A 22,829-nucleotide genomic window follows, 5' to 3' on the forward strand; every position below is an offset into this window, starting at 1 on the left:
CTCCCGGACGCCGCGGTCACCCGGAGGTAGCATCCGTCGTGTGACGGAACCAGAGCAGCAGCCGAGGACGACCGGCGAGGCCAGGGAGCTGGCGGCCGACGCGGCGCGCGAACTCCTGTCCCGTACCGGTGCCGACAGCTTCGACGCGCTGGTGGTGCTCGGTTCGGGCTGGGCGGGCGCGGTGGACACGCTGGGCTCGTACGACATCGAGCTGGACGCCACCGACCTTCCCGGCTTCCACGAACCCGCCGCCGAGGGGCACTCGGGCAAGATCCGCAGCATGTGGGTGGGCGACAAGCGCGTCATCGTGTTCATGGGGCGCGTCCACCTCTACGAGGGCCGCGACCCGCTGGAGGTGGTCCACGCGGTCCGCACGGGCGTGGCCGCGGGTGCGAGGACCGCCGTGCTGACGGGCGCCGCCGGGTCGCTGCGCACGGACTTCGCCACGGGGCAGCCCGTGGTGGTGCGCGACCACATCAACCTGACCGCCCGGTCGCCGCTGGTGGGGCCCTCGTTCGTGGACCTGTCGTCGGCCTACAGCCCCCGGCTGCGGCGGGCCGTCCAGGAGGCGGACGCATCGGTCCCCGAAGGTGTGTACGTGTGCACGACGGGGCCGCAGACGCAGACCCCGGCGGAGCTGAAGGTGCTGCACCAGGCGGGCGCGGACCTGGTGGGCCACTCGATCGCCCTGGAGGCGGTCGCGGCGGTGGAGGCGGGCGCCGAGGTGCTGGGGCTGGCGGTGGTCAGCAACGACGCCGTGGGGGCGGTGTTCGAGCCCTTCGAGGCCGAGCGCGCCCTGGACGTGGTCACCCAGCGGGCCCGCAGGCTGGGCGAGCTGCTCAACAGGGTGATCGGCCAGGCCTAGGAGCCGGGCCTGGAGAGAACCGTGGGGGTGGGGCGCCTCCGACCGGGCCCGTCCGGTACCGGCGTGGCGAGCGTACACCCCGAGGCCTGGGGGTGGACGGTACCGACCGGGTTCCGGTCGGAGGCAGTGCTTGCCCCGGTGCCCGCGTCGCGCGGAATCCCCGCAGATCCCGTTGGACTCGCGACCTGGGCACCTTGTACTTCCGTTATTCAGTTGGACCGCGCGCGTCGCCCTCGGGGAAGGTCCGGGCGGACGGCCATCCGCGCGAAGTCGCCCGCCCGGAACGCTCTCCCTTAGGCATGCCTTACCTAACCAGAACTCGGGAAGCGCGTCAACCCCCGACATGGCGGACCCGGCCGCCGCACGGGGGTGGGGGCCGGGTCGGATCCGGGAGGGGCGGCGCTCAGGCCAGCAGGAACACCGCCACGAGCAGGGCCGCGGTCGCGCCGATGACCACGATCACCTCCAGGGGGACCATGGTCTGGGGCTCGTCCTCCGCACCCAGCGCGGCGGGGCCCGCCCCGTCCACGTCCCTGACCGGCCCGCTGAGCGGGCGCGCCTTGTGGCGCTCGGCGTCCTGGCGCAGCTGTCGGGCGGCCAGGTCCACCGGACGCGTGGAGGCGGGGTCCCCGTCGTCGTCCGGATCGAGGAATCCCCCCTCCCGGCGCATGTTGTCGCGGACCCGCTGACGCTTGGTCTCGCGCAGCGGCCACGAGCGCACCACGCCCCCCGGCGTGTGCACCCGCAGGACGTCGGTGACGTCCACCCAGAGCACCGCCGCCCACGGCACGAAGGTCTCGCGCAGCGGGTTGACCACCCTCAGGCCGCGCTCGGTGGAGACCACGCGCGGGCGCAGCCAGACCAGGTACACCGCGGAGACGGTCGCGATCAGCAGGGCCCCCGCGATCCAGGCCTGGCGGCCCTCGCCGCGCAGGAGCACGTCCACCAGCAGCAGGGCCGCGATCACGGTCCACACGATCGCCGCCACCCGCGTGAAGGTGGAGTAGTGGGTGGTGGGGTTGGGTCCGTCCATCAGGAGGTCGTCCACTTCAGCTGCGCGAAGCCGGGCTTGATGACCCCGTTGATCAGCGCGAGGCGCTCGTCGAAGGGCAGGAAGGCCGACTTCATGGCGTTGACCGTGAACCACTGGACGTCGTCCCAGCCGTACCCGAAGGCCTCGCAGAGGCGGGCGAACTCCTCGGACAGGCTGGTGCCGCTCTGGAGGCGGTTGTCGGTGTTGACGGTGACGCGGAAGCGCAGGTCGCGCAGGAGCCGGATGGGGTGGTCGGCGATGGACTCCGCGGCTCCGGTCTGCACGTTGGAGCTGGGGCACATCTCCAGCGGCACCCGCTTGTCGCGCACGTACTGGGCCAGGCGGCCCAGCCGCGGGGCGCCGCCGGTGTCGGTGTCGATGTCGTCGATGATGCGCACGCCGTGGCCCAGGCGGTCGCACCCGCACCACTGGAGGGCCTCCCAGATGGAGGGCAGGCCGAACGCCTCGCCCGCGTGGATGGTGAAGTGGAAGTTCTCCCGGCGCAGGTACTCGAACGCGTCCAGGTGCCGGGTGGGCGGGTTGCCCGCCTCGGCGCCCGCGATGTCGAACCCGGCCACGCCCGCGTCGCGGTAGCGGACCGCCAGCTCGGCGATCTCCGAGGAGCGCGCGGCGTGGCGCATGGCGGTGACGAGCTGGCCGGTGCGGATGCTGCGCCCCTGGTCGGCGGCGCGCTTCCGGCCGAGTTCGAGTCCCTCCTGGACGGCCTCGACGACCTCCTCCAGGGTGAGCCCGGCCTCCAGGTGCTGCTCGGGGGCGTAGCGCTGCTCGGCGTAGACCACGCCGTCGGCGGCCAGGTCCTCCGCGGCCTCGGCGGCGACCCGCACCAGGGCGTCACGGGTCTGCATGACCGCCGTGGTGTGCGCGAACGTCTCCAGGTAGCGCTCCAGCGAGCCGGAGTCGGAGGCCTCGCGGAACCACCGCCCCAGCTCCTGCGCGTCGTAGGTGGGCAGACCGGTGTAGCCGGTCTCCCGGGCCAGTTCCACGACGGTGGCCGGGCGCAGCCCGCCGTCGAGGTGGTCGTGCAGCAGTACCTTCGGCGCCCGCCGGATCTGGTCGACTGTGAGTGGCTGGTTCATGGATTCAGGATGCCACCAGCCGGGGAGCCGCCCCGACAGGCGGACGCGGGTCGCCGCGTCGGGCGGCCGGGGCGGCGGGCGGGGAGCCGGGTGGTGCTATGCGCTCGTGCGCGCTGGGGTCCGCCGCGGTGCGCGCGGCGGCTCGGGGCTCCCCGTCCCGCGGGCCGCCTCAGGCCATGGCCTCCTCGGTGTCCACGCGGGTGTCGCGGCGCGAGCTCTCCCACAGCGCCGTCAGCGCGGTGGTCACCATGAAGCGGGTGCCCGTGCCGATGGCGCGCTCATCCACGTCGAAGGTGCCCCGGTGCAGGTCCAGCATGGGGCCGTCCCAGTCCGGGGAGTGGGTGCCCAGGCGGGCCAGCGCGCCGGGGACGTGCTCCAGGTACCAGGCGAAGTCCTCGCCGCCCAGGCTCTGCGGGGTGGAGGCCGCCGCCTCGGGGCCCAGGGCGGCGGTGACGGCCTCGCGCATGAGGGCCACGCTGGTCGCCTCGTTGATGGTGGGCGGCACGCCCCGCCGGTAGGTCACCTCGGCCTCGGCGCCGTAGGCCGAGGCCACCGACTCCACCAGCCCCTTGATGATGTCGGGGGCCGCGTGCCAGGCCTCGTCGTCCAGGCAGCGCACGGTGCCCTCGGCGACGGCGTCGTCGGGGATGACGTTGGGCGCGGAGCCGGCGCTGATCCTGCCCCACACCAGGCTGAACCCGGCCCGGGGGTCGATCCGCCGCGACAGCGCGGCGGGCAGCTCGGTGACGATCTTGCCCAGGGCGTAGACGAGGTCGGAGGTCAGGTGCGGGCGCGCGGTGTGCCCGCCCGGGCCCGACAGGCGCACCATGAGCTGGTCGCAGGCGGCGGTGATGCCGCCCGTGCGCAGCCCGACCCGGCCCGTCACCAGGCGGGGGTCGCAGTGCAGGGCGAAGATGCGGTCCACGCCCTCCATGGCCCCGGCGTTGATCACCTCCACGGCGCCGCCGGGGAGCTCCTCGGCGGGCTGGAAGATGAGCCGGACCCGGCCAGGCAGCGCGCCCGCCCTCTCCAGCTGCGCCAGGAAGACCCCGGCCGCCAGCACGACCGTGGTGTGCACGTCGTGCCCGCAGGCGTGGGCGACCCCCGGCACGGTGGAGCGGTAGGGGACGTCCTTCTCGTCCGTCAGTGGCAGGGCGTCGATGTCGGCGCGCAGGGCCACCAGGGGACCGGTGCCGGATCCGATGTCGCAGACCAGACCGGTGCCCTGGGGCAGTTCCCGCGGTTCGAGGCCCACCTCGCGCAGGCGTTCGGCGATCCGCCCCGTGGTGCGGTGTTCGGCGAAGGCGAGTTCGGGGTGCATGTGCAGGTCCCGGCGGAAGCCGCTCAGCTCCCGCCCGTGCCGCGCCAGGAAAGCGGTCAACTGTTCCGGCAGGTCATGTCCCTGCATGCGAGGGTCCCCTCTTCTCCACGTCTCAGCGCGTACCGGCTCCGTCGCCGGCACCGACCCTTGCGCGGGTGGGAGGACCGCCCTGGAGCTCGGCGGCGAGCATGTCCACGACGTCGTCGAGGGTCCCGCCCTCGGCGATGACCGCGCGCTGACGTTCGTAGGAGGCGCCCTTGTCCAGGATCTCGGAGATCAGGTCCAGGTCCTCGGCGCAACCCAGGCGGGTCGCGACCGGTTTCAGCTCGCGGACCAGCTCGTACAGGTCGTCGCGGAGCGGAACCGTGGTTCCGCGCGCGTCCGTGATGACACGAGCGTCGAGTCCGTAGCGGGTGGCACGCCACTTGTTGTCCTTCACCACCCAGGACGGCGGGCTGGGCAGACCGTACCCGCGGTCGAGCTGGTGATCGAACAGCTCCACCAGGCTCTGAGAGAGCGCGGCGGCCATTCCCACCTCGCGCAGGGTGGGAATACCGTCGAACATCCGGATCTCGATGGTGCCGAAATCAGGGTGCGGACGGATGTCCCACCACACTTCCTTGATAGAGGCGATGGTACCTGCCCGGAGAAGCGTTTCGAGGTATTCCTCGAAAGCGGCCCAGTGCGGAAGGTTCGGCGGCGGCCCCGCGGTGGGCAGCGTGCCGAAGATGACGGACCGGGAGGAGGCCAGGCCGGTGTCCTGTCCGCCCCAGAACGGGCTGGACGCGCTCAGGGCGAGGAAGTGCGGCAGGTAGCGCGACAGGGCGTTGACCATGGGGATGGCCTTGTCCCTGTCGCGCACGCCGACGTGGACGTGGACGCCGCACGTCAGGATGCGCCGGACCAGCCACTGCATCTGCTCGACCAGCTCGCCGTAGCGCTCGCCGGGGCTGAGCTCCTGGTCGCGCCAGTCGTCGATGGGGTGGGTTCCCGAGCAGGTCAGCGTGGTCCCCCAGGGCGCGAGGACCTCCCTCATGCGGTCGATGTTGCGGCCCAGGTCGCCCTTGGCCTCCTCGACCGTCTCGCAGATCCCGGTCACGACCTCCACCTGGGACTGCATGAGCTCGTGGCGCAGCGGCGGGGCGGAGTCGGAGCTGAGCTCGGGGAGTTCGGCCAGGAGCTTGGGCGCCTCCTGTCTCAGGTGCCGACTGCGCCGGTCGACGAGCTGGAGTTCCCACTCCACTCCGATCGTCGCGCGTTCGGACGAGTTGAATGCGATTCCCATCTGCCCTCCGAAGGGGGTGTTTGCGGCCGTCCCCGGCCGTCGCACCGTCGCGCCCCGGAGAACCGGTCAACCGGGACAGGGGAGGACTACCCCTCACGCACCGCACACATACGGGACAATCGCCTCGCTTCATGCGAATTCCGTGGAAAGAATTTCTGTTTCGGGCGTGCCGCCGGAACGCCTACACGCGATCGCCGCGGCGTCGGCGCAGCGCCCACGCCGTGGTGCCCGCGGCACCGGCCGCTCCCAGCAGGGACAACACCCCGGCCAGCGCGCGCCGTGCCCGGCGGCGCTCGGCCGCCTCCCGCGCCGCCACCCGCGCCGTCACCCCCGAGACCCAGTCCGGGCGGGTCCAGTCCATGCCGTGCTCCTCCGGCAGGGGCAGGGAGCCGGTGTAGGGCGGCGGCATCGGCAGCCACGTGGCCGTCCACGCCGCGCTGAACATCACCAGGCGCATCACGAGGTTGATCCACACCAGCAGCCCGACCAGGACGGCGAAGGACGCGTAGACGGGGTTGCCGAGCGTCCCGGCCAGCAGCACCGCCGCCGCGGCCTTGAGGACCTCGAATCCGACCGCCCCCAGCAGGGCTCCCCTCCACATCATCCGCGTGGGCCGCCCGCTGCCCGACAGCAGCGCGAAGGCCAGCACGAAGATCACTATGTTGGCGCCGACCGCGATGACCAGGGCCAGCGCGCGCAGGGACAGGTTGGCCAGGAGCGAACCGTCCAGGCCCACCAGCCCGAGGAGCCACTGCGTGGCGGTCTGGGCGACGCTGGTGAAGGCCACCGCGAGCAGCAGCGCCGCGCCCAGGCCCAGCATGACCAGCAGGTCGGCCAGCTTGCGCAGGAGGATGTTGGGACCCTCCCTGAGGTTCTTGAGCCAGATGGAGTGCAGGGCCTCGCGCAGCGCCGACACCGCGTTCAGGCCCGCGTAGAGCAGACCGAGCACACCGATGACACCGGCGCCCACGCGGGCCTGGGCGATCTCGTCGATGGGCAGCTGCTCGGACAGGCCCGGCAGGACGCCGTCCAGCGCCTGCTGGAGGTAGTCGCCCACCTCGACCTGCACGGCGGCGAGGTAGCCGACCGCGGCGAAGGCCAGCGCCAGCAGGGGGAAGAAGGACAGGAAGGCGAAGTAGGTGACCGCTCCGGCCAGCTGGTTGCCGTTGCGGTCGGCGTAGCGCTCGTAGGCCCGGACCAGGTGGTCGAGGGCGGGCCTGCGCCTGCGCAGCTCCCAGTACGCGTCCATGCCCAGGTTCCGGTAGTGCCTGCCGGTGTCCCTGGCCCGGTCCAGCGCTGCGGCCACGCGGCCTCCCTCTCCGTCGCACGTGTCACCCGTGTCCCTACCCCGCGCGGCTCCGCGGTCACCGGTGGCCCGCAACCGTAGCGGCGCCGCGCTCCCCCGTGAAGCCTCCGCGCCGGATTCGGCGGCGAACACCCCCGTACGGGGACGAAGCGCTTCAGCGGGGGTGATCACGGACACGTCCGGGCCTTGGGCAGACTTGGGGGACGGAGATCCATCCGGCGGAAGGGGGCCTCGGTGGGGGGCGCGGGGGCACGGCTGCGTGCCGTGTTGGGTGTGCGGTCGGCGGGTCCTCGGGGGGACTGGCCCGAGGAGGCGCCGGACGCCGACGCACTGGTCGGGGAGTACCGGGCGCGGTTCCAGGCGCCGCCCGCGGGCGTGTGGCACGCGCCGGGGCGCCTGGCGGTCATGGGCGAGCACACCGCGGCCGGCGCGGGGGCCGGGCTGTACGCCGCCCTGCCCTGGGGCGTGACGGCCGCCGTGGGCCCCGCGCCGGACCCGGGCGTGCACGTGGCCGCCCCGAGCGGCCCGCTGCGCCCCCGGGAGGCGGCGGCGCGCGCGGTGGCCGGGGCCGTGGCCGCCGCGCGCCGGACGGGTGTCCTGGGCGGCGACACGGGCGTGCGCGCGGTGCTGGGCGCGGACCTGCCCGAACACGCCTCCCTGGGCTACGCGGCCGCCGTGGGCGCGGCGGTGGCGCTGGCCCTGGCCGACCTGGGCGGCGGTCCCCCGCCCGAGGGCGCCACCGCCGACCAGCGGGTGGCCCTGGCGGCCCGCCCCGGGTGCGCGGTCCGGGTGAACCTGAGGAGTCTGCGCACCACCGTGCTGCCGTTCGACCTCGCCGAGGCCGGGCTGAGGCTCGTGGTGGTGGACACCGGCGCCCTGCCCCGGCGCGACCTGCGCGCGGCCCGCTCCGCCGAGCTGGAGCGCGCGCAGCGCACGCTCGGGCCGCTGCGCGCCGTCCAGGACCTGTCCGGGGCGCTGGCGAGCCTGCCGGACCCCGTGCTGCGCCGCCGGGTCGAGTACGCGGTGACCGAGGTGCACCGGCTCAACGCGGCCGTGGGGCTGCTGCGCGCCGGGCGCTTCGGGGAGGTCGGACCGATCCTGTCCGCGTCCCACCTGTCCCTGCGCGGCTTCGGGCTGCCCACTCCGGAGGTGGAGCTGGCCGCGGAGACCGCCGCGCGGGCCGGGGCGCGCGGGGTGCGGATGTCCGGTTGGGCGGGGACCGTGCTGGCCCTGGCCGCCGAGGAGCGCGTGGAGGGGATCGGCGAGGCGCTGGCCCGGGAGTTCCGCGCCGACGGCCGGGTCCCCCCGCGCGTGCGCGCCGCGGTGCCCTCCGCGGGCGCCCACCGGCTGCGCTGAGCCGGTCGGGGCGACGGGCGCGGGGCCCGAGCACCGTGCGGAGGCGGTCGCGCGGCGGGCGCCTTCCGGATCCGAGAGGCCGAACCGTGACATTGCGCCGAACCCCGCTACCCTTTTCGCGATCACACAGGGTGGAAGTAAGCGACGAGGCGATCCACGGCGCTGAGCAGATGGGCGATGCGATGGCTGACCGACGGAACCGGGACGACCCCGGCCGCACCGGCGAGCACGACAGGCAGGGCGTGTTCCGGCGCGGCGGGACCCCGGGCAGGCCGGACGAGTTCGAGAAGCTCTACCGCCCGCGCGAGTCCGAGCAGAGGGTGGTCGGCGAGACGCGTCGGCTCCCGCCCGCCGAGGACGTGCCCCCGGTGCGGCCGAGGCGGTCCCAGAGGCCTCAGCAGTCCCAGAGGTCCCGGCGCACCCACAGCGCCGGGCGCGTCTACGACGGCCGCGGCATCGAGCGCAGGCGCAAGGAGCGCAAGCGCCGGCTGGCCACCACCGTCACGGTGACCGTGCTGGTGCTGGTGCTGGTCCTGCCCCTGGTCTTCGTCGGCGGGTTCTACGTGTACGCGAACTCGCGGCTGGAGCGGGTGGAGGCCCTGCTGGACTACGAGGGCCGCCCGGACGGGCAGCCCGGCACGACCTACATGATCGTGGGCTCCGACAGCCGCCAGGGCCTGTCCGAGGAGCAGATGGACGAGATGGCCACCGGCTACGCCGAGGGCCGCCGGACCGACACCATCATGGTGCTGTACATCCCCGACGAGGGCGAGCCCACCATCGTCAGCGTCCCCCGAGACTCCTACGTCCCCCTCGCCGTCCCCGGTTACGCCGACAACAAGATCAACACCGCCTTCGCCGACGCCGTGTGCGGCACGAACGACGCGGGCGAGGAGGTCTGCGGCGGCCCCGCCCCCCTCGTGGAGACCTTCGAGCGCGCCTCGGGCGTGCACATCGACCACTACGTGGAGATCGGCATGGGCGGCTTCGTCGACATCGTGGACGCGGTGGGCGGCGTGGAGCTGTGCCCGGAGGAGGCCATGGCCGACCCCAAGGCCGGGCTGGACATCGAGGCGGGCTGCCAGATGATGGACGGCGGCACCGCCCTGGGCTACGTGCGCACCCGGGCCACGCCGCGCGCCGACCTGGACCGCATCGCCCGCCAGCGCGAGTTCTTCTCGGCGCTGGTCCAGACGGCCAGCGCGCCCTCCACGCTGTTCAACCCCTTCGAGTCCATCCCGCTGGTGCTCGCGGGCACCGACACCTTCATGGTGGACGAGGGCGACGACCTGCGGCACCTGGCCAGCATGCTCCTGGCGATGCGCGGCGGTACGCAGACCACCGCGATCCCCGTGGGCCAGACCCCCACGCTGGACGGGGTCGGCTCGGTGGTGGTCTGGGACGAGGTGCGCTCCGAGGAGATGTTCGCCGCCATGCGGGCCGGGGAGCCGATCCCCGAGAGCGCCTTCCAGGAGTAGGCCGGACGTCGGACCGCAGCGGCCCGGGGGAAGCGGGCGGTCCGGGGAAAGGCGAAGGGCCCGTCGCCGAGGCGACGGGCCCTTCTTCGTGACGTTCCGTACTGTGCGCGCCTACCCCCCAGCGGGCGCACGGCCGGCACGTCGGTCATGGTGGCAGAGGAGCCGAAACCCGCTCTGGCCTGCCGGTTCTCACCGGCACGTCTCCACAATAGGTCAAAGCTCGCTTAAGGTGCGAATCCTGTGCACGTGGCCTATGTCGCACCCTCGGGCCTCTGCGGTGGTCCGGCGTTGCCATCCTCCCACCACGGGCCCGCGTATGTACGCCGAACACGGGAAACACGCCGGGAAACTTTGGCCGACCGAGGCCCCAGAACCCCGCGAACACCGCGTTTGCGACACCCGGACCCCCTCGGGAGCGGGCCCCTCCCCGCCCCGGACACGACGGCGCCCGGCCGCCCCTCGGGGGCGGCCGGGCGTGAGCGAGGTCTCACCCGGACGGCCCCGATCGGGACCGTCCGGGTCCGGGCCCGCCGCGTACACCGCCGAACGGACGGTGCGCGGGGGCTCAGGCCAGGCGCTTGGCGAGGTTCTCGTCCAGGGCGGCGAGGAACTGCTCCGTGGTCAGGAACTCCTGGTCGCCGCCGACGAGCAGCGCGAGGTCCTTGGTCATCTGGCCGCCCTCGACGGTCTTGATGACGACGTCCTCCAGGGTGTTGGCGAACTCGACGACCTTGGGGGTGTTGTCGAGCTTGCCCCGGTGCTCCAGGCCGCGGGTCCACGCGAAGATGGAGGCGATCGGGTTGGTGGAGGTGGGCTTGCCCTGCTGGTGCTGGCGGTAGTGGCGGGTCACCGTGCCGTGGGCGGCCTCGGCCTCGACCGTGCGGCCGTCCGCGGTGCGCAGGACGGAGGTCATCAGGCCGAGGGAGCCGAAGCCCTGGGCGACGGTGTCGGACTGCACGTCACCGTCGTAGTTCTTGCAGGCCCAGACGTAGCCGCCCTCCCACTTGAGCGCCGCGGCGACCATGTCGTCGATGAGGCGGTGCTCGTAGGTCAGGCCCGCGGAGTCGAAGCGGTCCTTGAACTCGGTCTCGAAGATCTCCTGGAACACGTCCTTGAACATGCCGTCGTAGGCCTTGAGGATCGTGTTCTTGGTGGACATGTAGACCGGGTAGTTGCGGTCCAGGCCGTAGTTCAGGCTCGCGCGCGCGAAGTCCTCGATGGACTTGCGGAAGTTGTACATGCCCATCGCGACGCCGCCCGCCTCGGGGAAGTTCGCGATGTCGAACTCGACCGGCTCGCTGCCGTCGGCCGGGGTGTAGGTCATGGTGACCGTGCCGGGGCCGGGCACCTTGAAGTCGGTGGCCTTGTACTGGTCGCCGTGCGCGTGGCGGCCGATGATGATCGGCTTGGTCCAGCCCGGGACCAGGCGGGGGACGTTCTCGCAGATGATGGGCTCGCGGAAGACGACGCCGCCGAGGATGTTGCGGATGGTGCCGTTGGGCGACCGCCACATCTTCTTGAGGCCGAACTCCTCGACCCGGGCCTCGTCCGGGGTGATGGTGGCGCACTTGACGCCGACGCCGTGCTCCTTGATGGCGTTGGCCGCGTCGACGGTGATCTGGTCGTCGGTGCGGTCGCGCTCCTCGATGCCCAGGTCGTAGTACTTCAGGTCGACGTCGAGGTAGGGGAGGATCAGACGGTCCTTGATGAAGGACCAGATGATCCGGGTCATCTCGTCGCCGTCGAGCTCGACTACGGGGTTCTCGACCTTGATCTTGGCCATGGCTGTGTGGCTGTCCCTTCAGTCTTCGCTGCCGCCTCGTGCGCCGCGGACCCGTGTCCGGCTCGTGGCCGGGGGCCGGTCCGCGCACCCGGCGGTCCACCGGTCCCGCCCGGGGTCCGTGCTCCCCGGCGAGGCGGTGGCTTCTCGGTGTCGCGGTATCTCGACGTCAAGCTTATTCGACGCCTAAGCGGACAGTTGCGGCGCCACCCATGCCAGCACGATCAGCAGGACCGCGAGGGTGGTCAGGGTGAGCAGGTCGATCCACCGGCGGCGCACGGCGAGCATCCCGACCCAGTCCCGGGGCAGGAGCACCCGGAAGGTCGCCGCCAGCAGCAGCGCGCCCGCGATGATCGCCGGTCCGCGCTTGAAGTAGGCCGCGGCCACGACCACGATCCCCGCCGCGAGCGCCGACATGACCAGGAAGTAGGGCACCTGCGAGAGCCAGTACGGCGTCTCGGGCCCCTCCTCCCCGGCGGTCCGCCCGCGCGCGACCTCCCCGGAGTCCCGGGCGGAGCCGCCGCCGGGCTCCGGCACCTCGGGGCCGCCCCCGTCCGGCGCTCCCCCCTCGGGCACCCGCCCGTCGCGGGCCGCCTCCCCGGGCGCCCTCGCACCGGGAGCGCCCTCGTCCGCGTCCGCCAAATCCGCCTGCCCCGCCTTGTCCACCGCGTCCCGACCCGTTCGGTTACGAATGTGCTTGGCCGCCTCGCGGCTCGTTCACGGTCTTCTCCCGGGAACTGGCACGGACCGGCCGCCCGTCGAGGACTGGCTGTCCGAAAACCGAACACCGCTCCGGAGGCTCGCGTCCGTGAGGGTTTCGGCGGCGCCGCGCGGGAAGCGAGGCTTCCCGTCCGGGAGAGACTGCGCCCATTGTAGTGATCCGTATCGCCGACTCCTCAGGGCTCACGGAAACGGTCCGGCCCGGGCCCCAACCGCCCATGACCGTTTCCCGCTTCCGGTTCGGCCACAGAGCCGTATTTGCACGCCTTATCCGTCTAACTCCGGAGTAAGCGCGTAGAACGCTTACCGCCCGGGTAACCAAGCTGGAGATTGAGTGCACCGGTGAGCGAGGACCACCCCCATGAAGCCCACTCCACGCGTAGACCGAACCGTCACCCCACGACAGCCTCCCCTCCACCACCGTCGCCCGCACCCCCACCGGCAGCGCCACCCCACTCCGGGAGGAACCACCGTGGACGGGCCCTACCTCCGCATCGAAGAGACCGGGGACATACGCCAGCTCGCCGGTGAGGTCACCACGATCGGTCGGGGGGAGGGCGCCGACATCCGGCTGAACGATCCGAGCGTCTCCCAGCTGCACGCCGAACTGGTCCGCCGAGGCCCCTACGTCTACGTGGTGGACCTGGGCCTGTCGCGCAACGGGACCCGGGTGAACGGCCGCCCCATCGCCCGCCGGGTGCTGGAGGAGGGCGACGTGGTGAGCTTCGGCACCGCGCGCTGCCGGGTCGGCGGACTGCCCAAGGAGCAGATCAGCCCCGACATCGAACTGCGCCGCGGCGCCGCCCCCGAGCTCACCCGCCGGGAGCTGGACGTGCTGACCGCGCTGTGCCAGCCCGCGCTGTCGGAGGAGGCCTTCGTGGCCCCCGCCACCGCCCGGGACATCGCCGAGGCGCTGGTGGTCACCGAGGCGGCGGTCAAACAACACCTGTTGCGGCTGTACCAGAAGTTCCGCATCCCCGAGGGGCAGAACCGCAGGACGCGGCTGGCCAACGAGGTCGTGGCGCTGGGCCTGGTGCGGCCGATGCCGATGGGCGGACCGGCCCGCAAGGCCAGCTGAGCGCTCCCCCGGCCCCGCCGCGGGGCCTCGCGCCGACGGTCGGGCCGGGGTCGGTCACTCGGAGTGAGCGATTTCGGCCCGTGTGTGACGCCGGAGCCGGGCCCCGCCCCCGGACGGGGCCCGGAAGGGGCGTGCCTAGAGGGCGGCGGCCTGCCGCTCCGCGGCCTCCACCACGTTCACCAGCAGCATCGCCCGGGTCATCGGGCCCACGCCGCCGGGGTTGGGCGACAGGTGCCCGGCCACCTCGGCCACGTCGGGGACGACGTCGCCGACCAGGCCCGACTCGGTGCGCGAGACGCCCACGTCCAGCACGGCCGCGCCCGGCTTCACCATGTCTTTGGTGATCAGGCCCGGCACACCGGCGCCGGCGACGATGATGTCCGCGCGGCGCGTGTGCTCGGCCAGGTCCCGGGTGCCGGTGTGGCACAGGGTGACGGTGGCGTTCTCCGACCGGCGGGTCAGCAGCAGGCCGAGGGGGCGGCCCACGGTCACGCCGCGCCCGACCACGACCACCTCGGCGCCCCTGAGCGGCACCTCGTAGCGGGTGAGCAGCTCCACGATGCCGCGCGGGGTGCACGGCAGCGGCGCCTCCTGCATCAGCACCAGCTTGCCGAGGTTGGAGGGCTGGAGGCCGTCCGCGTCCTTGACCGGGTCGATCAGGCCCAGCACGCGGTTCTCGTCCAGACCCCTGGGCAGCGGGAGCTGCACGATGTAACCGGTGCAGGCCGGGTCCTCGTTGAGTTCGCGGACGGCCTGCTCCACCTGCTCCTGGGTGGCGTCGGCGGGCAGGTCGCGGCGGATGCTGGCGATGCCCACCTGCGCGCAGTCGCGGTGCTTGCCGCGCACGTAGGAGTGGCTGCCCGGGTCGTCGCCGACCAGGACCGTGCCCAGACCGGGGGTGACGCCGCGGTCGTGCAGCTTCGCCACCCGCTCGGAGAGCTCCTCACGGATGGACTTGGCGACGGCCTTGCCGTCCAGGACGATCGCGCTCATGCGTGTGTCTCCTCGCTCAGTGGAAGAAGTGCCGGGTCCCGGTGAGGTACATGGTCACGCCGGCCGCCTTGGCCGCGGCCACGACCTCCTCGTCGCGGACCGAGCCGCCGGGCTGGACGACGGCGCGGACCCCCGCCCCGGTGAGGATCTCCAGGCCGTCGGGGAAGGGGAAGAAGGCGTCGCTGGCCGCGACGGACCCCGTCACCCTCTCGCCCGCGCGCGTGACCGCCAGGCGTGCGGAGTCCACGCGGTTGACCTGGCCCATGCCCACTCCCACGGTGGCGCCGCCGGAGGCCAGGAGGATGGCGTTGGACTTGACCGCGCGCACGGCCTTCCAGGCGAAGGCCAGGTCGGCCAGGGTGGCCTCGTCGGCGGGCTCGCCGGTGGCCAGGGTCCAGGTGGAGGGGTCGTCGCCGGGGGCGTCGATGGCGTCGCGCGACTGCACCAGCAGGCCGCCGCTGATCTGGCGGTGCTCCACGCCCGCGCCGGGGCCGGAGCCCTGCGCCACGAGCAGGCGGATGTTCTTCTTGCGGCTGAGGATCTCCACGGCCGCGGGCTCGAAGGCGGGGGCGACGACGACCTCGGTGAAGATCTCCGCGATCTGCCCGGCCAGCTCCTCGCCGACGGGGCGGTTGGTGGCGATGACGCCGCCGAAGGCCGACACCGGGTCGCAGGCGTGCGCCCTGCGGTGGGCCTCGGCGTTGTCGGCGCCGACGGCGATCCCGCACGGGTTGGCGTGCTTGATGATGGCCACGCACGGCTGGTCGAAGTCGTGGGCGGCGCGCAGCGCGGCGTCGGCGTCCACGTAGTTGTTGTAGGACATCGCCTTGCCGTGGAGCTGCTCGGCTCCGGCCAGGCCGGTCCGCGGGGCGCCCGCGACGGTGTACAGCGCCGCCTTCTGGTGGGGGTTCTCGCCGTAGCGCAGGACGTCCCTGCGGTGGTGGACGGCGGCCAGGAAACCGGGCCAGCCCGACTCGGCGGCCTCGGTGTCGGGGGCGTAGTCGGCCGCGAACCAGTCGGCGACGGCCGCGTCGTAGGCGGCGGTGTGCTGGAAGGCGAGCCCGGCCAGGCGCTTGCGCTGCTCCAGGGTGAAGCCGCCGTCGCGGACGGCCTCCAGGGCGGCGTCGTAGCTGCCCGGGTCGACCACGATCGCGACGCTGCCGTGGTTCTTGGCCGAGGCGCGCACCATGGCGGGGCCGCCGATGTCGATCTTCTCGATGCAGTCGGCCTCGGAGGCGCCGGAGGCGACGGTGTCCTGGAAGGGGTAGAGGTTGACCACGACCAGGTCGAAGGGGGCGATGCCCAGCTCCTTGATCCTGGCGACGTGCTCGGGGTTGTTCTGGTCGGCCAGGAGCCCGGCGTGCACGGAGGGGTGCAGCGTCTTGACGCGACCCTCCATGATCTCGGGGAAGCCGGTGACGTCCTCCACGGGGGTGACGGGGATGTCGGCGGCGCGCAGCCGCGCGGCGGTGGAGCCGGTGGAGACGATCTCCACCCCGGCCTCGGCCAGGCCGATGCCCAGCTCCTCCAGACCGGTCTTGTCGTAGACGCTGATCAACGCACGCCTGATGGCCTGCTGGGTCACCGGTTCTCCTTCGTGTCGGTCGCGTCGGTGACGCGCTGCTCGGTGCGGCCGAACCGCACGTGCCTGCCGTCGATGGTCCAGCCCTCGCGGGCGAGCCTGCCGACCGTGTCGACCAGCATCGTCCGCTCCACGGACTTGATGCGCTCGTGGAGGCTGGCTTCGTCATCGCCGTCCTGGACGGGTACCGCGACCTGGTCGATGATCGGACCGGAGTCGACGCCCTCGTCGAGGAAGTGGATGGTGGTGCCGGTGATGCGGACACCGTGGGCGAGCGCGTCACGCACGGCGTGCGCGCCGGGGAAGGAGGGCAGCAGCGCGGGGTGGATGTTGACCGCGGGGTGGCTGCCGATCACGGCGGGGCCGAGGATGCGCATGAAGCCCGCGGAGACCACCAGGTCGGGGCGGTGCTCGCTGATGCGTTCGGCCATGGCGGCGTTCCACCGCGAACGGTCGGGGTAGTCGCGGAAGGGGACGACGAACGCGGGCACACCGGCCTCCTCGGCCAGTTCGATGCCGCGGGTCCCCTCGCGGTCGGAGCCGACGGCGACGACGGTCGCCCCGTAGGCCGGGTCCCTGGCCGCCTCCAGCAGGGCGGCCATGTTGCTGCCCGTGCCCGATATGAGGACCACCACTCGCGCGGACAATGCTTCTCCCATTGTGTAGAGAACGGTGCGAGAGCCGCCCCTCGCCTTCCGGGGGCGCCGGGGGACGGCGCAGCATCCGGATCCCGCGTACGCCGGTCCGGGGACGGCACGGGACCGGAGCCGGAGGCGTGGTGCGCGGGTGACCCGATCGTCCTCCGCCGGGCGCTCCCCCGCGGGCTTCCGTGGGCCGGAGGCGTCCGTTGGGGGTGGTGGCGGGTGACGGGCGGGCGACGGGCGCGCCCGTTGGGCCCGCCCGCGTTCCCACCCTATCGGTCCAGGTAGCGTCTACCCACGGGGAGTGGGTGTTGGCCGGCCTGTGACGGGGGTCTCGGCGGCCCGCGGACCGGCGTGACCATGGACGACGGGTAGCCTCCGTGCGGCGGAGGCGACCACGGCGCCCCGAGCGGGGCGCGCATAAGGAGTGAACCTTGACCGACAACAGCCCGGAGCCCCGGACCGAGGGGCAGCCGCCCAGAGCCGAACGCGGCGGCCTGTGGGGCCTGTTCTTCGGGGCGGCCGGTCTGCTGCTGCCGCCCTACGGGGTCGTGCTGTCCGTGTTCGGTGTCGTGCAGGGTTTCCGGGCGAGGCGGGCCGCGCGGGCGAACCGCACCGAGGCGCCGGGCGCGCTGATGAGCGTGGTCGTGGGCGTGCTGGGGATCGTGATGTCGCTGTCGCTGTTCGCGGTGGCCGTGGTGTACCAGGAGCAGATGGCGCAGTACCGGGACTGCTCGGCCCTGGCGCACACGGTCTCCAGCCAGAACGAGTGCGACGAGGCGTGGGAGTCCTCCACCGGCCTTCCGCCAACGGTGGTCATCAGCTAGGCCGGTCGGGGTGCCCGAAGGGGGCGGCGGGAGTGTCCCGCCGCCCCCTTCGCGTGCCCGGGGTCCTTCCCGGGTGGTGACGCGCTCTCCGGCTCCGGTCGCTACCCGAGTCGGGAAACGGCCGCTCGCCCACGCTGCGGAGACCCCCCAAGGGATTACACTTAGTATGCAATCAATCACTAAAAGTGTTGACCACCCTTGCGCGGAGAGGACTCGATGGACACCGACGCTCCCGGCCCGTCCGGACCGGAACTGAGGGAGTACACGGCACTGCTGCGCCGCCGCTGGCGGTTCGTCGGCGCCGGGGTGCTCGGCGGGCTGGCCCTGGCCTCCGCCGCGGTGGTCGCACTCCCCGCCGCCTACACCTCCGTCTCCGCCGTCCAGGTCCAGCCCAGCGGGATGGCCGAGTTCACCGGGGAGCGCTCCGGCCGCCTGGCCGGGGACGTCAACCTCGACACCGAGGCACAGGTCCTGCTGTCGGAGCGCGTGTCGTCCGCCGTGGCCGAGGCCCTGGCGGAGGAGGGCGGTGCCGCGCCCTCCGTGGCGGACCTGCGCGAGCGGGTGGACGTGAGCGTTCCCCCCAACAGCAGCGTCCTGGAGATCAGCTACTCCGCCGGGAGCCCCGAGGCCGCGCGGGCGGGCGCGCAGGCCTACGCCGACGCCTACCTCGAACTGCGCCGCGAGCGGATCGACGGGCTGATCGAGAGCCACCTGGAGGCGCTGCGCGGTGAGCAGGAGGCCCGTTACGAGGCCCTCGCCGAGACCGCCGGGGAGTCCGCCGCCCCCGGCGCGGACGCGCGGGTGGAGGCTCTGCGCGCGGAGATCACCGAGCTGGGCAACGGCATCAGCCCGCTCAGCGCCCTGGCGGAGACGGTCGAGCCCGGCAGTGTCATCACCCCGGCGGGGCTCCCCGAGCGCGCGAGCAGCCCGATACCCGCCCTGTGGCTGGTCGGCGGCGCCGCGCTCGGCCTGCTGACGGGGCTGCTGGCGGCCGTGGTGCGCGACCGCCTCGACCCGAGGCTGCACGACGCCGAGGAGACCGGGCGGATCGGGGCGGTGCCGGTGCTGCTCGACCTGTCCGAGCGGGTCGGGCGCGGCCAGCGCTCCCCCGGGCTGCTGCCGGACGGCGACCGGCGCGGGCAGCGGGTCAACGAGTTCGCGCACCTGGTGCGCGCCCGCCTCGCCGCGGTCCCCGTTCCCGCGGCGGCCGGCGGACCCTCGGAGGTCGCTGGGCCGACCGGGGCGGGTGGGACGGGGGTGTCCGACCGCGCCGGAACGGGCGCGGACGGCGCCCGGGGGGAGGGCGAACTGGCCGTGCTCCTCGGGGACGAGGAGGCGGTCCTCGGCCGCGTGCTGCTCGTCACCGCGACCACCCCGGGCCGCGCCGGTGCGGCGACCGCGGTGAACCTGGCCGCCTCCCTGGCCCGCACGGGCTCGGAGACGCTGCTGGTGTGCGCCGACCCCCGCACCGACGCGGTCGGCGAGCTGCTGGGGCTGCCGGAGGGCCCCGGCCTGGCCGAGGCGCTGCTGGAGGGTGAGGACCCCGCCGACCTGGAGGTGCGGCCCGACGCGGTGCCCCGTCTGCGGGTGCTGCGCTACGGGTCGCCGGGTATGGACGCGCCGGTGCAGGGCACCGCCATGCCGGAACTGGTGCGGCTGCTGCGGGCGGGGGCGGAGTACGTGGTGGTGGCGGTGGCGCCGGTGAGCGAGCGGGCCGACGCGCACGCGCTGGCCGGTTCGGCCGACCTGATGCTGCCGGTGGTCGAACTGGACCGCACGCGCCGCGCCGAACTGGGGGAGCTGCTCGTCCTCGCCGACCGGTTCGGGGTTCCCGTTCCGGGCACGGCCGTGCTGCCGCGCCAGCCGCTGGCCGGACCCGCGCCGGTGGCGTCGCCGTCCGCGGCCGAGCCGGTCGCCGGGGAACAGACCACCGGGCCCGACCGCACGCCCGGAAGGGACGGAGCGGCCGGGGCGGACGAGGCGGCCGGGGCCGCGAAGGGCCGCGCCGGTGCGGGGATCACGCTGACCGGCATCGTCAGCGAGCTGCCCGCCACCGCCGGGACCGCGGGGACGCGGGGGCGCGGCGGGGCGGCCCGGCCCCCGGCTCCCAGGGACGCCGAGGGTGTCCCCGGGGTTCCCGGTCCCCGGCGGGCGGAGGCCGCGGAGGAGCCCGAGGCCGCGGAGAGCGGGAGGAGCACGGCCGACGGTGCCGCCGGCACGCCTTCGCGGGCTCGCGACGGGGACGCGGAGTCCGCGGTCCCGGGCGGCGGCGAGCGCGCCGGTGACGAGCGCGCCGGAGGCGACGACACCGCCCAGGAGCGCTCCGGGGTGTCCGAAGCCGAGACGGCCGAGCGGATCGCGGAGGCGGCCGGGGCGGACGACGGCACCGCGCAGGACGCGGCGGCCCCCCGCGACGGCGGGATACCCGCGGGCCTGGAGGTCCCCCGCGTGCTGGGAGGCGACGGCGCCACCCAGATCCCGGTGACGCCCGAGGCCGCCGGGACCGGCCGGACCGAGGAGGACGCCGCGGCCCCGGGTACGGCCTCGGAGGCGGAGATGGCCTTCGGGCTGGCCCGGACCGCCGAGGCGCGGGAGCCCCACGACCCCGAGGCGACCGTCAGCGGCGCCGAGGCCACGGAGGCCCTCGTGGCCTTCGCGGCCGAGGGGGCCGAGGAGTCCCGGCCGACCGGAGCCGCCGGGGACTCCGACTCCCCGGACAGCGCCCCTGACACCGCCCCGGACACGGCCCCGGACACGGCCCCGGGGACACGGAACTGATGGCCTGGAGCACGTCCGCGAGCGCCCCCCGGCCGACCGCCGGGGCGGCGGGCCCCGTCGTCGGGGGCCCGCTCCCGGCGGGCGGGACCGACGGTCGGCCGCTGCTCTGGCTGCTGGCCGGGTATCCGCTGTGGTGGGCGCTGGGCCTGGGGCAGTTCGCGTACTGGCTGTTCGCGGTCCCGATGGCCGCCGAACTGGTGCGCCGGCACCGCGCCACGGGGTTGCGGGTCCCCCCGGGGTTCTGGCTGTGGGCGCTGTTCCTGCTGTGGACGGTGCTGGGCCTGTGCCTGGTCCATCTGGAGATGCCCGGCACGGTGCCGGGCAGCGGCGGATACGGCGGCGCCGTGCTCCGGGCGGTCAACTACCTGGTGCTGACGGTCCTGGTGCTCTACGTCGGCAACCTCTCCGAGCGCGAACTGCCCACGCGCGCGGTCGTGGGCGCGCTGGCGGTGCTGTGCCTGACCACGGTCGCGGGCGGCTACCTGGGCATGCTCGCACCCCGGTTCGAGTTCACGGCCCCGATGGAGTACCTGCTCCCCGAGGCCCTCGCCTCCGATGCCTACATGCAGACCCTCATCCACCCGGCGTCCGCGCAGGTCATGGACATCTTCGGGTACGAGTCGGCCCGCCCGAAGGCGCCCTGGGAGTACACCAACGTCTGGGGCTACATGCTCTCCCTGCTGCTGGTGTGGCTGGTGGTGGGCTGGGTGGCGCAGGGTTCGGGGTGGGTGCGCTGGGGCGGGCTGGCCGCCGCCGCGCTGGCCGTGGTCCCCGCCGTGTACTCGCTCAACCGGGCCCTGTGGGCGGGGCTGGCCCTGTCCGCGGCCTTCGCGGCCCTGGTGGCGCTGCGCCGCGGCCGGGTGGTCCTGGTGGGCGCCTGCGCCGTCGCGGGCCTGGCGGTGCTGCTGGCGCTGGCCGCCTCACCGCTCGCCGACGTGGTGCGGACCAGGATCGACAACCCGCACAGCGACGACGGCCGGGCCGCCACCAACGCGGCGTCCGTGGAGGCCGCCCACCTGTCCCCGGTCATGGGGTGGGGCACCACCCGCGAGAGTCTGGGCAGCTCGGAGTCGATCGCGATCGGCCCCACCTCCGAGTGTCCCGGCTGCGGACAGCACGTCATCGGCAATGCGGGACAGCTGTGGATGACGCTGATCGCCGGGGGCTGGGTGGGCACCGGCCTCATGCTCGCCTTCTTCGCGCACGTCGTGTGGCGCTACCGCCGCGCGGCCACGCTGGAGGGGCGGGGCGCGCTGCTGACCGTGCTGCTGCTGTTCTGGTACATGTTCTTCTACGTCGCGCTGATGTCCCCGCTGGCCGTCACCATGGTCGCCGTCGCCCTGCTGTGGCGTGGCGAGGAACCGGTGCTCCGGCGGCGGACCGCGCGCACCCGCGGGGGTCCTTGGTGAACAGCGAGACGACCTACCTGACCGACCTCGCCGCGGTGCTGTGGCCGTGCGGCGGGCTGCTCGGCCCCGGCGACCGCGGTATGCGGCGGCTGGCGCACCGCGACCGGGGCACCCAGTACCTTCCGGTCCCCAACGCGCAGAACCCCCGGGTGATCCTGCCCGCCCACGACCGGTCGGCTGCCACCCGGGGCATCACGTCCTTCGCCCAGGGGCACTCGTTCCGGGAGAGGGCGCGCACGCTGCTGCTGACCGGGGCGTTCGCCACCGGGCTGGCCCCGCTCCTGCTGCGCGACCGGCTGTACGTGGGGGCCGGTCCGGGCATCGAGCACGCGCTCACGACGGCGCTGGACCGCGACCTGGCCGTCGCCATCCACGTGGGCCCGCCCCGGGCCAACCGCAAGCCCGTGCTCCTGCTGCTCACCCCCGGCGGACGCACGATCGGTTACGCCAAGGTGGCCGTCAACGACCTGACCTCGCGCCTGGTGCGCGCCGAGACGCGCGCCCTGCGCCAGCTGGCCGAGGCCCGCCTGCCGGACGTGACCGTCCCCCGGCTGCTGCACGAGGGCGAGTGGAACGGCCACCCGCTGCTGGTGCAGGAGGCGCTGCCGGTCGGCGTCCAGACCGACCGGCCCACGCGGCGCCAGCTGCTGAGGTGCGTGACGCAGATCGTCGGGCTGTCCAGGGTGCGGAGCCGGAGGCTGTCCGACAGCCCCTACCGCAGGTCGCTGGAGGAGCGGATCGTGACGCTGGGCACGCGCCCCGAGGTGGCGCCCCTGCGCGCGGCGCTGCGCCGTCTGCCCGACGTGTACGTGCCGTTCGGAGCCTGGCACGGCGACCTGACCAGGTGGAACATCGCCAGCACCGCGCGGCGCGCGTTCGTGTGGGACTGGGAGCGCCTCGCCATGGACGCCCCCGCGGGCTTCGACGCCCTGCACTACGACCTCAACGAGTGCGTGCAGGCCGGGGTCCACCCGGGGGTGCACCGGTGGCTGGAGAGCGGGTCGCGGCTGCTGCGCGACCCGCTGATGTCCGAGACCGGGGTGCGCTCCCACACGGTGTCCACGGTGATGGCGCTGTACCTGATCGACCTGGCCACCCGGTACCTGCACGACCGGCAGGACGAGAGCGGCGGCCACCTGGCGGCCGTGGACGACTGGCTGCTGCCCGCGCTGGAGGGGCTCCAGGAGAGGGCGGCCCACGAGGCCGCCCACCGGACCTGAACGTCCGGCCGGGCCTGAACGTCCGGCCGGGCCTGAACGTCCGGCCGGGCCTGAACGTCC

Annotated in this window: 17 protein-coding genes and 1 pseudogene; 8 read left to right on the top strand and 10 right to left on the bottom strand. The window is 73.8% G+C overall.

All coding sequences use genetic code 11. From position 1 onward, the window contains the following. Window positions 1-40 precede the first annotated feature (40 nt). Window positions 41-865, top strand: coding sequence for a purine-nucleoside phosphorylase (locus tag UIS43_RS13450; RefSeq protein WP_013154956.1), 825 nt, complete (start codon window positions 41-43; stop codon window positions 863-865). Between the two features lie 403 nt (window positions 866-1,268). Here UIS43_RS13450 and UIS43_RS13455 read toward each other — a convergent pair whose 3' ends face one another. From UIS43_RS13455 to UIS43_RS13475, 5 genes are all read right to left on the bottom strand, one after another. Continuing rightward, the gene (locus UIS43_RS13455) at window positions 1,269-1,898 is read right to left on the bottom strand and encodes a PH domain-containing protein (protein ID WP_013154957.1); all 630 of its coding nucleotides are present in this window, start codon (window positions 1,896-1,898) and stop codon (window positions 1,269-1,271) included. Then, complete coding sequence (locus UIS43_RS13460; protein WP_013154958.1) at window positions 1,898-2,995, bottom strand: adenosine deaminase; 1,098 nt, start codon at window positions 2,993-2,995, stop codon at window positions 1,898-1,900. The genes UIS43_RS13455 and UIS43_RS13460 overlap by 1 nt, the downstream gene beginning before the upstream one ends. A 169-nt stretch (window positions 2,996-3,164) precedes the next feature. Beyond that, complete coding sequence (locus UIS43_RS13465; RefSeq protein WP_370013203.1) at window positions 3,165-4,403, bottom strand: M20 family metallopeptidase; 1,239 nt, start codon at window positions 4,401-4,403, stop codon at window positions 3,165-3,167. Between the two features lie 25 nt (window positions 4,404-4,428). Further along, window positions 4,429-5,601: a glutamate--cysteine ligase gene (locus tag UIS43_RS13470; protein ID WP_013154960.1), complete on the bottom strand. Its 1,173-nt coding sequence runs from the start codon at window positions 5,599-5,601 to the stop codon at window positions 4,429-4,431. A gap of 181 nt (window positions 5,602-5,782) precedes the next feature. Beyond that, window positions 5,783-6,907: a YihY/virulence factor BrkB family protein gene (locus tag UIS43_RS13475; RefSeq protein ID WP_013154961.1), complete on the bottom strand. Its 1,125-nt coding sequence runs from the start codon at window positions 6,905-6,907 to the stop codon at window positions 5,783-5,785. A 234-nt stretch (window positions 6,908-7,141) separates the two neighbouring features. Between UIS43_RS13475 and UIS43_RS13480 the strand changes: the two genes are divergently transcribed. Next, the gene (locus UIS43_RS13480) at window positions 7,142-8,263 is read left to right on the top strand and encodes a galactokinase family protein (RefSeq protein ID WP_013154962.1); all 1,122 of its coding nucleotides are present in this window, start codon (window positions 7,142-7,144) and stop codon (window positions 8,261-8,263) included. Window positions 8,264-8,445: 182 nt separating this feature from the next. Next, window positions 8,446-9,741 (top strand): LCP family protein, encoded by a 1,296-nt coding sequence (locus UIS43_RS13485; RefSeq protein ID WP_071622736.1) that lies wholly within the window; start codon window positions 8,446-8,448, stop codon window positions 9,739-9,741. A 565-nt stretch (window positions 9,742-10,306) separates the two neighbouring features. Here UIS43_RS13485 and UIS43_RS13490 read toward each other — a convergent pair. Together UIS43_RS13490 and UIS43_RS13495 are read right to left on the bottom strand one after the other, a co-directional pair. Next, complete coding sequence (locus UIS43_RS13490) at window positions 10,307-11,524, bottom strand: NADP-dependent isocitrate dehydrogenase (RefSeq protein WP_013154964.1); 1,218 nt, start codon at window positions 11,522-11,524, stop codon at window positions 10,307-10,309. Between the two features lie 183 nt (window positions 11,525-11,707). Then, entirely contained in the window at window positions 11,708-12,187 is a 480-nt protein-coding gene (locus UIS43_RS13495; protein ID WP_370013204.1) for a DUF3017 domain-containing protein, read from the bottom strand. 526 nt (window positions 12,188-12,713) lie between these two features. Here UIS43_RS13495 and UIS43_RS13500 point away from each other — a divergent pair. Next, entirely contained in the window at window positions 12,714-13,319 is a 606-nt protein-coding gene (locus tag UIS43_RS13500) for an FHA domain-containing protein (protein ID WP_013154966.1), read from the top strand. Window positions 13,320-13,454: 135 nt separating this feature from the next. Here the strand turns inward: UIS43_RS13500 and UIS43_RS13505 are convergent, their stop codons facing one another. Genes UIS43_RS13505 through purN form a run of 3 tightly spaced genes read right to left on the bottom strand, consistent with a single transcriptional unit; the run spans window position 13,455 to window position 16,529 of the window. Further along, the gene (locus tag UIS43_RS13505) at window positions 13,455-14,312 is read right to left on the bottom strand and encodes a bifunctional methylenetetrahydrofolate dehydrogenase/methenyltetrahydrofolate cyclohydrolase (RefSeq protein WP_013154967.1); all 858 of its coding nucleotides are present in this window, start codon (window positions 14,310-14,312) and stop codon (window positions 13,455-13,457) included. 16 nt (window positions 14,313-14,328) lie between these two features. Continuing rightward, window positions 14,329-15,897 carry a bifunctional phosphoribosylaminoimidazolecarboxamide formyltransferase/IMP cyclohydrolase gene (purH, locus tag UIS43_RS13510; protein WP_013154968.1) on the bottom strand — a complete coding sequence of 523 codons (1,569 nt, stop codon included), beginning with the start codon at window positions 15,895-15,897 and terminating at the stop codon, window positions 14,329-14,331. Next, entirely contained in the window at window positions 15,894-16,529 is a 636-nt protein-coding gene (gene purN / locus UIS43_RS13515) for a phosphoribosylglycinamide formyltransferase (RefSeq protein WP_019609760.1), read from the bottom strand. The genes purH and purN overlap by 4 nt, the downstream gene beginning before the upstream one ends. Window positions 16,530-16,969: 440 nt before the next feature. On the opposite strand from purN, the gene UIS43_RS13520 reads away from it, so the two are divergent. From UIS43_RS13520 to UIS43_RS13535, 4 genes and pseudogenes are all read left to right on the top strand, one after another. Next, window positions 16,970-17,362 (top strand): hypothetical protein, encoded by a 393-nt coding sequence (locus UIS43_RS13520; protein WP_013154970.1) that lies wholly within the window; start codon window positions 16,970-16,972, stop codon window positions 17,360-17,362. A 216-nt stretch (window positions 17,363-17,578) separates the two neighbouring features. Further along, window positions 17,579-20,140 carry a lipopolysaccharide biosynthesis protein gene (locus UIS43_RS13525; protein ID WP_370013205.1) on the top strand — a complete coding sequence of 854 codons (2,562 nt, stop codon included), beginning with the start codon at window positions 17,579-17,581 and terminating at the stop codon, window positions 20,138-20,140. Beyond that, window positions 20,140-21,546, top strand: a pseudogene (locus tag UIS43_RS13530) (ligase); the annotation flags it as partial. The gene UIS43_RS13525 and the pseudogene UIS43_RS13530, both read left to right, overlap by 1 nt. Next, window positions 21,546-22,769 (top strand): phosphotransferase, encoded by a 1,224-nt coding sequence (locus tag UIS43_RS13535; RefSeq protein ID WP_013154973.1) that lies wholly within the window; start codon window positions 21,546-21,548, stop codon window positions 22,767-22,769. The pseudogene UIS43_RS13530 and the gene UIS43_RS13535, both read left to right, overlap by 1 nt. Window positions 22,770-22,829 lie beyond the last annotated feature (60 nt).

Source organism: Nocardiopsis sp. LDBS0036 (assembly GCF_041228755.1).
GTDB classification, from domain to species: domain Bacteria; phylum Actinomycetota; class Actinomycetes; order Streptosporangiales; family Streptosporangiaceae; genus Nocardiopsis; species Nocardiopsis dassonvillei.

What these genes read in the sequence shown, in the direction of transcription:
- UIS43_RS13455 (WP_013154957.1), bottom strand. Translation starts at nt 1,898, where the DNA reads ATGGACGGACCCAACCCCACCACCCACTACTCCACCTTCACGCGGGTG.
- UIS43_RS13460 (WP_013154958.1), bottom strand. Translation starts at nt 2,995, where the DNA reads ATGAACCAGCCACTCACAGTCGACCAGATCCGGCGGGCGCCGAAGGTA.
- UIS43_RS13465 (WP_370013203.1), bottom strand. Translation starts at nt 4,403, where the DNA reads ATGCAGGGACATGACCTGCCGGAACAGTTGACCGCTTTCCTGGCGCGG.
- UIS43_RS13470 (WP_013154960.1), bottom strand. Translation starts at nt 5,601, where the DNA reads ATGGGAATCGCATTCAACTCGTCCGAACGCGCGACGATCGGAGTGGAG.
- UIS43_RS13485 (WP_071622736.1), top strand. Translation starts at nt 8,446, where the DNA reads ATGGCTGACCGACGGAACCGGGACGACCCCGGCCGCACCGGCGAGCAC.
- UIS43_RS13490 (WP_013154964.1), bottom strand. Translation starts at nt 11,524, where the DNA reads ATGGCCAAGATCAAGGTCGAGAACCCCGTAGTCGAGCTCGACGGCGAC.
- UIS43_RS13505 (WP_013154967.1), bottom strand. Translation starts at nt 14,312, where the DNA reads ATGAGCGCGATCGTCCTGGACGGCAAGGCCGTCGCCAAGTCCATCCGT.
- UIS43_RS13525 (WP_370013205.1), top strand. Translation starts at nt 17,579, where the DNA reads ATGGACACCGACGCTCCCGGCCCGTCCGGACCGGAACTGAGGGAGTAC.